The 12409-nt window shown below is 40.6% G+C and carries 10 protein-coding genes; 3 read left to right on the top strand and 7 right to left on the bottom strand.

The window, feature by feature from the left end; translation table 11 throughout:
* Positions 1-15 precede the first annotated feature (15 nt).
* The 3 genes from MKX62_RS14000 (at position 16) to MKX62_RS13990 (ending at position 2403) form a co-directional block, all read left to right on the top strand.
* The gene (locus MKX62_RS14000; protein WP_187047017.1) at positions 16-447 is read left to right on the top strand and encodes a YusW family protein; all 432 of its coding nucleotides are present in this window, start codon (positions 16-18) and stop codon (positions 445-447) included.
* Between the two features lie 620 nt (positions 448-1067).
* Positions 1068-1601: a CDP-diacylglycerol--serine O-phosphatidyltransferase gene (gene pssA, locus MKX62_RS13995; protein WP_067206854.1), complete on the top strand. Its 534-nt coding sequence runs from the start codon at positions 1068-1070 to the stop codon at positions 1599-1601.
* A gap of 25 nt (positions 1602-1626) precedes the next feature.
* On the top strand, positions 1627-2403 hold the full coding sequence (locus MKX62_RS13990; protein ID WP_067206852.1) for a phosphatidylserine decarboxylase: 777 nt from the start codon (positions 1627-1629) through the stop codon (positions 2401-2403).
* Positions 2404-2470: 67 nt separating this feature from the next.
* Here MKX62_RS13990 and MKX62_RS13985 read toward each other — a convergent pair whose 3' ends face one another.
* From MKX62_RS13985 to MKX62_RS13955, 7 genes are all read right to left on the bottom strand, one after another.
* Positions 2471-3907 carry a DEAD/DEAH box helicase gene (locus MKX62_RS13985; protein ID WP_067206849.1) on the bottom strand — a complete coding sequence of 479 codons (1437 nt, stop codon included), beginning with the start codon at positions 3905-3907 and terminating at the stop codon, positions 2471-2473.
* Between the two features lie 250 nt (positions 3908-4157).
* The gene (gene ptsG / locus MKX62_RS13980) at positions 4158-6197 is read right to left on the bottom strand and encodes a glucose-specific PTS transporter subunit IIBC (RefSeq protein ID WP_340741670.1); all 2040 of its coding nucleotides are present in this window, start codon (positions 6195-6197) and stop codon (positions 4158-4160) included.
* A gap of 379 nt (positions 6198-6576) precedes the next feature.
* Entirely contained in the window at positions 6577-7419 is an 843-nt protein-coding gene (gene glcT / locus MKX62_RS13975) for a glucose PTS transporter transcription antiterminator GlcT (protein WP_067206843.1), read from the bottom strand.
* A gap of 402 nt (positions 7420-7821) precedes the next feature.
* Positions 7822-8796 carry a quinone oxidoreductase family protein gene (locus tag MKX62_RS13970; protein WP_067206840.1) on the bottom strand — a complete coding sequence of 325 codons (975 nt, stop codon included), beginning with the start codon at positions 8794-8796 and terminating at the stop codon, positions 7822-7824.
* 15 nt (positions 8797-8811) lie between these two features.
* Positions 8812-10584 (bottom strand): acyl-CoA dehydrogenase family protein, encoded by a 1773-nt coding sequence (locus tag MKX62_RS13965; RefSeq protein ID WP_445683533.1) that lies wholly within the window; start codon positions 10582-10584, stop codon positions 8812-8814.
* Positions 10574-11335, bottom strand: a complete 762-nt coding sequence (locus MKX62_RS13960) for a 2-phosphosulfolactate phosphatase (RefSeq protein WP_340741669.1) — start codon at positions 11333-11335, stop codon at positions 10574-10576. The genes MKX62_RS13965 and MKX62_RS13960 overlap by 11 nt, the downstream gene beginning before the upstream one ends.
* Positions 11332-12396: a phosphotransferase family protein gene (locus MKX62_RS13955; RefSeq protein WP_421102462.1), complete on the bottom strand. Its 1065-nt coding sequence runs from the start codon at positions 12394-12396 to the stop codon at positions 11332-11334. The genes MKX62_RS13960 and MKX62_RS13955 overlap by 4 nt, the downstream gene beginning before the upstream one ends.
* Between the last annotated feature and the right edge of the window lie 13 nt (positions 12397-12409).

The following is a 12409-nucleotide window of genomic DNA, read 5'->3' as shown; positions in this document are numbered from 1 at the left end:
ATGACCGAGTTGAATATGATGCGTTTAATTTTACGAATCGCGATGATTTCTACACTAATACTGATTGTCGGTTGTAGCAATAAGAACCTAGTAACAGAATCCGATTCACCCAAAGAGCCGCTTGGTGAGACATACGGCTTCACGGCTTTTGATGTAGCAATTGATACAAAAGAAATCAAACAAGCAGTCACCGCCAATTATGATGAAAAACGTGATAAAACAGAGGCAACATACGAAAATCAAATAGAAGACCTCTACTTGCATGGCAATAAAGCCATGGAAAAGCTTAATACAATCTTCGAGGAACTCTCGCTTGAACCAGACATGGATGATGAAGATATCATCAAGCAAGCATCAGAGGCATTCGAAGTGATTGATTATACAACGTTAAAATTGACAGTGAAGTTTAAAGGCCACGATATAAAAAAATTAATGATGTCGAAATAGTCCCTCTGAATAACAGTAACGCCCCTATCAGCAATTGATTGGGGCTTTTTTGTTGCAATCACTATCTCTACTTTTTGGGCGTTTACACTTCTTTTAAAAAGAATCATCGAGACATTCATGATGCATCGAGGTTTTTGCCAAAACATTTTATGGGAAAATCAAAGATCTTGATTTCAGCTTACATTAGACAAAGCAGCTATGATTTTTTTAAGTGTAGGGGATAGTAGATGGTCAGTTCCCCCACTGCTTATCTCTGAATAAGCTATTGTCCACTGAAGTTATTCCTATGGCTAATCATATAGGAGTAGCGCCACCACTTAGCTTGTTTGAACGCTTTTGTTCATGTAGTAAGAAACCCTTACTGCAATAACAGTTTATTATAAGTAACGGGAGGTCCAAGAGATTGAAAGAGAGCAAAGCGGCTGACATTCATACTTTAAATTGCACAGCATTCATTATTCAAGTATAATATAAGATTACCGGTTACATACTTTATTTTAATTCGTCTTTAATTTCACAGTTTTCACCATAGAAATCATGGTATCATTGTATTTTCGGGTAGTTGAAATCATGGCTATTAATTAGTCTAAGATCGTATGTACACTATTAGGAGGTGTTTTATGATTTCACCTGATTATGTTGAACAATCCAAAGTGAAAGCGCAGTTAGCAAATGCAATTACATTGATGAACTTATGTTTCGGCGTTATTGCTATTATTCTTATTATAAAAGGCTTAGGTCATATGAGTTTACTTTTCATCTTCCTTGCCGCATTATTTGATCGTTTCGATGGAATGGTCGCGAGACATTATAATGCAGAATCGCTTTTTGGTAAAGAACTTGATTCATTATGTGATTTAGTTTCATTCGGATTAGCACCCGCATTATTGATTTACGAAACAACACTTTATTCGACGCCTTGGCTTGGAATCATTGCTACCGTTTTTTATGTCTTAGCCGGTGCAGTTCGTCTCGCTCGTTACAATGCATCTGAATTTGATGGTGCATTTTATGGTGTTCCTATTACGGTAGCAGGGGTTGTCATGACACTAAGCTTTTTCCTTGTTCCATATGTGGGTCCATTATTTTTCGTTATATTGATGTTGATTATGTCAGTATTGATGATTAGCAACATTCGTATTGCGAAAGTGTAAATGAATCGTTCGGAGGATAAATTAAATGAAAAAAGCACTTTTTAAATCTTTTGTTGAGCTCACGGGGAATCCAGTTTCTTCTGCTCTCTTAAAATCATTTACAAGTTCACGATTTAGCCGGCCGTTCATTCAGCCATTCAGCAATGCTTATCGCATTAATAATGACGAAATGGAACACCCAATCTCACACTATAAAAGTCTACAAGCCCTCTTCACACGCCAGCTAAAAGAAGGTATTCGTCAAGTGGATCCTTCGCCCAATGCCCTCACTTCACCAGTGGATGGTGTTGCAAGTGGAGTTGGGAAAATAGCTACCGACCAATCTTTTCTGATAAAAGGCCATCAGTATAAGATAAACGAAATTATGGGTACCTCTGAAAAAGCAGCTGCTTATAAAGATGGCACGTATTATATCTTTTACCTGTCACCTAGCCATTATCATCACTTCCACTATCCTGTTACAGGAAGTTTGGTTTCACGCTACGCTCTTGGCGGCGTTTCTTATCCAGTGAATAGTTTAGGATTACGTCTTGGACAGAGCCCCTTCTCCACGAATCATCGCCTCATTTCAGAAGTAATGACAGATTTCGGAAAAGTGGCCATAATAAAAGTTGGAGCTTTAAATGTGAATAGCATACAGCTTCACAATTCATCAAAAGAATGCATTAAAGGAAATGATTTTGGTTATTTCAGTTTTGGATCTACAGTTATTCTGTTTATAGAAAATAATCCGGACTTCATTCCGACTATTGAGTTGAACAGTGAAGTGCAAGTGGGACAAGCAGTTGGTAAATGGACTTAGTAGTATATAAAAAGCAATCCTTGTTCAGTGAATATACTGATCAAGGATTGCTTTTTTATATCGAGATTTATTTATTCGCTTTATGCACTTTCAATAACTTCCCTTTAACTGTTGTCGTTTTCATTTCATTCAACACCAGCTTACCTTTGCCATTCAGTATATCAATATAGGTCACAGTGTCCTGGATTTTAATGATTCCGATGTCTTCTGCAGAGACGCCAGGAATATTTGTAATTGTACCGACAAAGTCAACCGCGCGAAGCTTTTTCTTTTTACCACCGTTAAAATAGAGCTTCATAATATCTTTATTTACTAGTTCATTTTTGTTCTTTTTCAATTCAGGAAGGCTTTCTATTTTCTCTGTAAATGCGCCCATTGCTACTACAACTGCCTGTTTGGATGGAGCATTGCGTTGTTGAATTTCAAATCCAATGTACGCTTCAATCTCATCAAGGAAGTGATTTTCATTAGGCGTAACGAAAGAAATCGCTTTCCCTCTCTTACCAGCCCGTCCAGTTCTCCCTACTCTATGCACATAGCTTTCAGTTTCCACAGGGAGATCATAGTTAATTACATGCGTAATGCTGTCGATATCAATACCACGGGCAGCAACATCTGTGGCAACTAGGTAACGGAATTCGCCGCGCTTGAATTCATCCATGACAGAGAAACGGTCTTCCTGCATCATGCCGCCATGGAGTTTGTCGCAAGTATAGTGGAGTTTTTCAAGCTGTTCAGTAACACTATCCACTTGATCTTTTGTCCGGCAAAAAATGATGCAGCTATCTGGATTTTCAACAACGGTCACATCACGCAGCAGGTCAAATTTCTGTGGATCCCTTACGATAATGAGTGAGTGGTCAATTTGATCCGTCAATGTAACAGTAGAAGCTATCTCAATATTTTTCGGGTTCTTCATATATTTACTGCTTAGTTTGCCTATCTTTTCTGGAAGTGTTGCTGAGAAAAGCATAGTCGTTCTATTTTTCGGTAATTTATTAATAATCGATTCGACTTGGTCAATAAAGCCCATATTTAGCATTTCATCAGCTTCATCTAGCACCAGATATTCAATTCGATCAAGCACAAGTGAACCTCGCTCAATATGATCGAATACACGCCCTGGTGTCCCGACAACTACGTGGCATTTTTGCTTCAGTTCTTCTTTTTGATAGGCATATGGTGATTTCCCGTAAACAGCGGCAGCTTTAATACGCTTAAAACGGCCAATGTTTGTAATGTCTTCTTTGACCTGATCTGCGAGTTCACGCGTCGGTGTTAAAATTAGCGCCTGTGGTTTGTTCTCGTCCCAGTCAACCATTTCACAGATGGGAATTCCAAAAGCCGCTGTCTTCCCGCTACCCGTCTGTGATTTGACAACTAAATCGTTTTTAGTAAGTGCCGCAGGAATTACTTTCTCCTGCACTTCTGTTGGTGAAGAATACCCAAGCCCGTCTAGCGCCCGTGTAATCTCCTTGCTTAAGTTGTAATCTTGAAATGTCATTGTTAATCAGCCTCTCATTCTAAGTGTATTATCTCACAAACAGGGGCCATTCGTCAGTTAAGGAAGTCTTCTGACACTAATTATAAGGGTGAAATACAAAAAAGAAAGAAATCAGCTATTTTATACATGGCTGATTTCTCTCTAAAGGGGCCTGACACTCAGTATTTACAGGTAAGAAAGTATAAGTTTTCCGACTTAGAATAGTGTCTAGCTTCAGACGCTCGGTTCTAGAAGGCGCCTTCCGCTTTTCTTACTTTTCAATCGTCACAATGTTGTCTTCTTCTAATTCAACAGTACCTGACTTATTAATAACGACTGATTCACCCTCAAATAGATTAGTGAAGATAATCGGAGTAATGATTGAAGTCGCATGCTCCTTAATATAATCAACATCGAATCTCAACAAAGGTTGTCCTTTTTTAACTTGATCACCTTGTGCAACTAAAGCTTCGAAACCTTTACCATCTAATTTGACCGTATCAATTCCAACATGAATTAAAATTTCTCTTCCTGAATCAGCTTGAATTCCTAATGCATGTTTTGTCGGGAAGAAAGTAACGATTGTCCCATCTACTGGTGAAACAACAATACCTTCAGATGGCACAATCGCAAAACCGTCGCCCATCATTTTTTCGGCAAACACAGCATCAGGTACTTCTGAAAGTGGCTTAATCTCGCCTTGTATCGGTGAAATAAATACATCTGTCGTTTGATTCGTTATAACTTTACTTACAGCTTGGACAGGTTGTTCAACCACCTCAGTACGAGGTCGTTTTCCACTGATTACATCTTGAATTTGGCCTTTAATAATTTCAGAACGTGGGCCGAATATTGCTTGAATGTTATTACCAACTTCAAGTACGCCCGCCGCACCTAACTTTTTCAAGTCTTTTTTGTTAACGGCTTGAACATCGATAACAGATACACGAAGCCTTGTAATACAAGCATCTAACTGGCTGATATTCTTTTGACCACCCATTGCTTCAAGAATATTGTAAGCAAGATCAGTGTTGCCCTTTGGACCAGTTTTCGCTTCTTCTGTATCTTCATCATCTGCTTCACGTCCCGGTGTCATTAGATTAAACTTACTAATCATAAAGCGGAACAAGAAGTAATAGATTACTGCAAAAACAAGGCCGAGTAATACGGCAATCCACCATGACTCTTTGCCCGGTAAAATACCGAAGAGGAAGAAGTCAATGGCTCCACCTGAGAAGGTGTAACCGATATGAACTTCCAAAAATGTCATCAATACAAATGATAAACCATCTAAAACAGCATGGAGTAAGAAAAGTATAGGCGACAGGAATAAAAATGAAAATTCAAGTGGTTCGGTTATCCCTGTTAAGAATGATGTTAAAGCACCTGACGCTAATAGTCCTGCAACTAATTTTTTCTTTTCTGGTCGCGCTGCATGATACATCGCGAGCGCTGCTGCCGGCAAACCAAACATCATAATTGGGAATTCTCCACCCATGAAGTTACCAGCTGTAAGTTGTACACCATCTTTTAATTGTGCAAAGAAGATTGTCATATCACCACGAACAACTGAACCAGCCGCCGTCGTATATGTACCAAATTCATACCAGAATGGTGCATGGAAAATATGGTGCAATCCAAACGGTATTAGCAAACGTTTGATAAATCCAAAGAAGAATACGGCGATATATGTACCTTCATCGAGTAACCAAAGTGATGCACTATTCATTCCGGCTTGAACTGTTGGCCAAATAACAATCAATAGTAATCCAGCTACGAAAGCCGCACCAGCTGTAGCAATTGGAACAAACCTTTTCCCTGCAAAGAACCCAAGGAAAGAAGGCATTTCAATATCATGAAACTTGTTGTAACAAAACGCTGCTATCAAACCTACAATAATCCCGCCGAAAACTCCGGTTTGTAACGTTGGAATTCCGAAAACGAGTGCATAGGCTGGATTATCAGCAAGCATGTCTGGTGTAATCCCGAGCCATGAACTCATTACTTGATTCAATACAAGGTAACCAACAAGTGCCGCAAGTGCTGCAGCGCCGTCTTTTGCTAACCCAATCGCGACACCAATTGCAAAGATGAGCGGTAAGTTATCAAAAATAATTCCCCCCGCATCTTCCATTACTGTTGCTGTCAACTGGATCCAATCTGCTGATAAAAATGGCAGATAGTTAAGCATTGTTTCTTGCTGGGCAGCATTACCTATACCAAGCAATAAACCTGCTGCTGGAAGTAGGGCTACTGGAAGCATTAAAGCTTGTCCAACTTTTTGTAAAACACCAAAAGTTTTTTTAAACACTGTATAACCTCCTAAATCTTTAATAAGTCATCGGGGTTTTTCAACTATATAGGTTGACATAAAAAATTCCATTGAATTCGCTACGGCGCTTGGGGATGCCTTCGCTTAGTTTAATAGCTATTCATATGTTCAACATATATACATACAAAAAAGACATGAGAAAAAAGGAAATTGAAATAAGCCTAAGAGTTGCCCCCAAAACTATCATCAATCATCTTTTCACTCATGCCTGATCGTATCAGTAACACGTACGAAGATAATATTTTTATAAATTATGTCTGACGCCAATTGTATTACCCAATGACTTTATATATTAACCCTATCATAGTTATTAGAACCTTGCAAATAGATTTATTTGACCTGCAACAGATTACGATCTTTATTCCATTTTTGCTTGTATCCGTTGGAGATGAAGTGTTAAGTAAACCGCTTCAGCTTCATAGATCTCTTTTTGTAAGGTCTGTTGCATTACTTTAATCAGCTTCCAAGCTAGATTGTAACAAATTGGATACTCGTTTTTTAACAACCCTGTGATTTTTTCCGGCTCAGCAATCTTGTCTCCACGTACCACCCGCTCAATTGCAAAACGAAGATGGCGGATTAAACGAATATAGTCGATGCTAGTTTTATCAATAATTATGTCCAATTGCTCTTCAATCATTGTGACAAGTCGAACAATTAAATCTGAATGTCTCGTTAATTCACGCACATTTTTATTTACAAGGGCACTGTGAATATGTAAGGCAATGAAACCAATTTCACCTTCTGGGAGCGCGACAGATAGCTGTTCATTGACCATCGCTGTCACTTCAGCAGCAATTTTATACTCATCAGGATAAAGTGCCTTTGTCTCCAGTAAAAAAGGATTCCGAATTACCATTCCCCGTCTCATCCGATTAACCGCAAAGAATAAATGGTCTGTCAGCGCTATGTGGATATGTTCATTTAGCGGCATGCCAGCCCGTTCCCGAATAATTTCGACTGCTGAAATAAGCACTTTTAATGTCTTTTCATCAAGAGTGGAAATAAGCTGTTTGTACTGCTCCTGCTCTTCAGGATCATTCAATACAAATAATTTCTCAACTTCCTCTCGAATAATCGACTCTCCAGACTTTTTACCAAAGCCAATGCCCCGACCAATTAAAACGACTTCATTTCCATTCACATCAGTAGCAATAAGTACATTATTATTCAACGCTTTCTTGATCAGGTACGTTTTCATCCATCTATCCCCATTATCTTTTCTTGACTCTATTCTAGCACTAATCTCAATTGAATAGGTGCCTGTTATGCTCACCATGAATGTACTTATGACCGCCATTGGGCTGTTTATGACCGGCACGAAGCGTATTATGACCGCCTTACGTCACTCATGCAAATAAGTTTTAATACATTTTCTTTACATATAGAAACACCACGAGTAGGAAATCTTTATCAATCTCTCAACTACCTATTTATTGAACATATGACTACATGTAAAAACTTAGCGAAGGCGTCTTAAAAGGGGTAGCCGACGCCATAAGACTGATAGCCGCGCAGCGTCAGGCTTATGGCGGAAGGCATCCCCGAGCGCCGCAGCGGAGTTGAGGGGTATTTTTTCTCAACTCTCTAATTACCACTATTATTAAGGAATCAAAACAAGTTTCCCCATCGTTTTTCTCCCCTGCATCAATCGATGTACATCCGCCGCTTCTTCCAGTCTGTACGTGCCGCCAATCGTCAATGCTAAATCGCCGCTCTCAATAAACCCAAGCAATTCCTTGAAACTAGCTTGATACATATCATAATTATTCATAATTTGTGGCAGGAAAAATCCAATGACAGATTGATTGCGGCGCATCAATTCTCCAGCCAGCAGTGGTGAGGATTCACCGCTTGCCGCACCAAATACAACCACACGTCCGAATGGTGCAAGGCATTTCAACGTCTTGCGGAAAATATCGCCACCGACCATTTCAAGTGCTAGATCCACGCCTTTACCATTGGTTAGTTCACGGACCTTTAATTCCCAACCTTCTTCTGTATAGTTAACAACATGATCGGCACCCATTTCTTTTGCATGCACCAATTTTTCATCACTGCTTGCAGTAGCAATAATCTTGCCTGCTCCAAATATTTTCGCAAGTTGAACTGCAATTGCACCGACCCCACCTGCTGCTGCATGAACGAGAACGGTTTCTCCTTTTTCAAGCCGTCCCATTGTCTTTAAAATATGGTATGCCGTTTGCCCTTGCAGGGGTAGCGCGACTGCCTCAACAAAATCAACGCCGTCAGGAATAGGGGCAAGTGCCATCTCATGAAGATTCACATACTCCGCATAACCCGCCGATTCAATTAAAGACACGACGCGCATACCAGATTTATAACGTTTAACGTCTTTCCCTACTTCAGTAATAACGCCTGCAACTTCAGCACCAGGCATAAACGGCAGCGGAGTCGGCACAACGTATTTCCCTTCACGACGCGCGATATCCGCATAATTCACACCAATCGCCTTCACTTCAACCAGCACTTCTTGATCGCCAATTGTTGGTTTATCGATATCGACTAGTTCCAACACGTTCGGACCTCCATACTGTTCAAATCGAATTGCTTTCATCTTCAAAATCCCCCTTTAAGATATATACTGCCGTGATTCATTAAATGCTTTAGCAATGGCTCTTTTCGTTTGGATTGTGCCTTTACTCGCTAGATTACTAAATCGATTTGTCACATCAGCAAGTGCTGTCTTGCGCTTCTCTCCAGTTGTAACACCTGCAATCAATTTGCGAGCAATCATCTCAACTTCGAAAAGCGTATCGTCAATCAAAGCTTCTGTCAGTTGCACTTTAAGAGTAGATTTTTCTTCACCTTTTTTTGCAATTGATTTCTCAGTTCGCAGTACAGCAGATTCAGCTGCGTATAGTGCAATTGCGATGTCAGCCAATTTTAGTATCGTTTCTTGCTCATCCGCAATACTAGCTGCAAAAGCTTCATAAGCAAGACCTATGGACAGTAAAAATACATTGCGGATTGAACGGATTGCTTCTTTTTCATGGGCTAGAATTTCATCCTCTAACTCAATTGATTGCTTTAGTTGCGCAACGGCCTGCCCGACAAGCCCTGGTAACGGGACTAATCCTTTCCCCACCTGTTGCAACAGAGCCATCGGAATGAGCAATCGGTTAATTTCATTTGTACCTTCGAAAATTCGGTTAATACGCGAATCACGATACACTTGTTCAACCTTATACTCTTTTATAAATCCATAACCGCCATGAAGTTGAAGTGATTCATCCGCAACATAATCCAACGTTTCAGAACCGTATACTTTGCAGATAGCGGCTTCAACCGCATACTCCCTCATTCTGTCTGCAATAAGCTTCATGTTACTTGACCCGTCCACTTCACCAAGTGCATCTTCAAGATAGGAAGCAGTTCGGTATTGAAGAGACTCTGCTGCGTAAATGCGTATTGCCATATCTGCCACTTTTTCTTCGGTGGCAGTAAAGGATGCAATCCTCTTGCCAAATTGTTGACGTTCATTTGTATAATCAATCGCTAACTTGAAGGTGTATTTCGCTGCTCCTGTGCAGGCAGAACCAAGATTGAAGCGGCCCAGATTTAGCACATTCAATGCAATATGATGTCCTTTGCCGATTTCACCCAATAAGTTCTGGACAGGCACTTCACAGTTGTCGAAAAATACGGCTGTCGTGGACGAACCCTTGATGCCCATCTTCTGTTCTTCTGGCCCAAGTGATAAGCCTGGAAAATCTTTTTCAACGATGAACGCCGTAAACTTGGTACCATCGACTTTTACATAGACAATGAAGGTATCGGAAAACGAAGCATTTGTAATGAACATCTTCGTTCCGTTCAACAAATAATGCGTTCCCTCTTCATTTAATAGCGCTGTAGTAGATGCAGCTAAGGCATCCGACCCGGCAGAAGGCTCTGTAAGGCAATAGGCGCCGATAAATTCACCAGATGCAAGCTTCGGCAAATACCTTTCTTTTTGCCACTGCGATCCGAAATACGTAATCGGTAACGTTGCAATACATGTGTGATTAGAATGTGCAACGCTATAACCACCTGCAGCTCCGATAATTTCCCCTACAAGCCCTTTCGTGATTTTATCGAGGCCAAGTCCACCGTATTTCTCGGGAATACTATGGGCAAGCAAACCCAATTCTCCTGCTTTTCTAAGAAGTGACCTGACAAGCGTAAAGTCCCCGCCCTCAATTTGTTCATTGTGAGGCCGCACTTCTTTTTCAATGAATTTCTTCGCCGTATCGGCAATCATATGGTGTTCAGCCGTAAAATCTTCCGGGGTGAAAATAGCTTCTGGCTGCGACGCGCTGTATAAAAATGACGTACCACGATATATTAGTTGATCAGTAGTCAATCGTTTTATCCCCTTTCACACTCATTTTCCCGTCCTCAAATTCGGGTACAACCTCAACTATTCCTCTAGTAGCGGAATAGAGAATATCTTCCTCCAAATCCACTTGCATAAGCATCTGGCCTGTTAAAGATGTTTTGAGTATCGAAGCGGCGTTCTCTTTATTCCCTCTATATAAATACAGAGCTGCTTTCGCAGAATCCGTCAGTTCCCACGACTCATTTTGTCGAAGTAATTCATCTATGAAATAGCCTGCCCCGTAAAAGTCCTCTAGGGAAAACTGCTTCATGGTTCCAGCGCAAATTAAAATGATTGAATCGTCCACGTGCTCTAGTGCTATTTTTCGTGCAACAGCGTGCCCATTTATCAATGAGGCGGCGAATACCTTTTTTGCGTTCTCGACATGACGAATAGCGACGGTGCCATTCGTTGTTGAAAGGATGATAGTTTTTCCCTTTGCAACATATTTAAGTATCGTGGGAAGCGGATCCACAAAACCTTCAATTGTTAGTCCTTCAGATTCTCCAGCTATAATTGTCGCTGATTTCTCAAAACTTCCCGCTACTTTCAAGGCTTCCTCCCCGTCCATTACAGGGATAACTTCCTTTGCTCCATGATGAAGAAGTGTGGCAATGGTCGTTGTCGCAAGTAAAATATCAAACACGACTGCCACTTTATCTTTATTGATCAACTCTGGCATGATCGCTTCTTTTTGAAGAATGACATGAAGCTTTGGTCGAGTTACTGTCATCATTTTGTCGTTCCGACCATCGCTTGCTTGACAAGTATCTCTACAAATTTATCCATATGAGAGAAGCGAGCATCTGTCGTTTGTCCATTTTTATAGCGGTAATAAATTTGCTGACAAATGACAGCGAGTTTAAAGTACGCAAAGGTACTATAATAATTAATATTCGTCATATCCCGCCCACTTTTCTCTGCATAACGCGCAATAAAATCTTCGCGTGTGAAAAATCCTTTCTGAATCGTAATCGGTGGTTTGCCAAGTCCATGCAGTAACTGATCCGGATCATCTGCCTGCATCCAATAACTTAGTGCCGCCCCGACATCTGCAAGTGGGTCTCCAACAGTCGTCATTTCCCAGTCAAACAATCCTGTCATCACAGAATAATCAGGTGAAAACATCGCATTATTTAATTTATAATCATAGTGAATAATCGTTGGTTCAGCTGATTCAGGAATATTGTTTTGCAGCCAAGTAGTAAGCGCTGCAACTTCCTCAATAGCAGATGTCTTCGCTTTTTCATAGCGTCCAATCCAGCCATGGACTTGCCTTTCCAAGAACCCGTCCGGCTTGACCATCTCAACAAGTGCTGTTTTTTTGTAGTCAATCGCATGTAACTCCACAAGTTTATCGACCATGATTTCAGATACTTTTCTTCCTAATTCTTCAGGAGAATTCGTACCACTTGGAAACTCTGTATCGAGAACAATTCCGTTCCGTCTTTCCATAACAAAAAATGGGCTACCTATGATAGTTGAATCATTACAAAAGACGAGCGGTTTCGGTGCAGTTGGATAAACAGGATGAAGTGCAGCTAATACATTGAATTCTCGTTCCATATCATGCGCTTTCGCAGCAACTGGACCGAGTGGCGGACGTCGAAGTACCGCTTGCCAAGTCCCTATTTCGATTTCATAGGTTAAATTAGAATGGCCCGTTCCAAACTGCCGAACTTCAAGTTCACCTTCTGGTAAATCGGCACAATTCTCCCGAAGAAATCGCAAGAGGACTTCTTCGTCCAATCCTTCTCCTTTTCGGACAGGTATCGTATCGTTAGTTGTTGATATCACCCTACTCACTCCC

It is taken from the genome of Sporosarcina sp. FSL K6-5500 (assembly GCF_038005665.1).
GTDB lineage: Bacteria > Bacillota > Bacilli > Bacillales_A > Planococcaceae > Sporosarcina > Sporosarcina psychrophila.
Note: the sequence above shows the minus strand (reverse complement) of the source record. Positions and strands in the feature narration are given on the sequence as shown.

Coding starts and splice junctions, on each gene's coding strand:
- MKX62_RS14000 (WP_187047017.1), top strand. CDS start 16: ATGATGCGTTTAATTTTACGAATCGCGATGATTTCTACACTAATACTG.
- pssA (WP_067206854.1), top strand. CDS start 1,068: ATGATTTCACCTGATTATGTTGAACAATCCAAAGTGAAAGCGCAGTTA.
- MKX62_RS13990 (WP_067206852.1), top strand. CDS start 1,627: ATGAAAAAAGCACTTTTTAAATCTTTTGTTGAGCTCACGGGGAATCCA.
- MKX62_RS13985 (WP_067206849.1), bottom strand. CDS start 3,907: ATGACATTTCAAGATTACAACTTAAGCAAGGAGATTACACGGGCGCTA.
- glcT (WP_067206843.1), bottom strand. CDS start 7,419: ATGAAAACGTACCTGATCAAGAAAGCGTTGAATAATAATGTACTTATT.
- MKX62_RS13970 (WP_067206840.1), bottom strand. CDS start 8,796: ATGAAAGCAATTCGATTTGAACAGTATGGAGGTCCGAACGTGTTGGAA.
- MKX62_RS13960 (WP_340741669.1), bottom strand. CDS start 11,335: ATGATGACAGTAACTCGACCAAAGCTTCATGTCATTCTTCAAAAAGAA.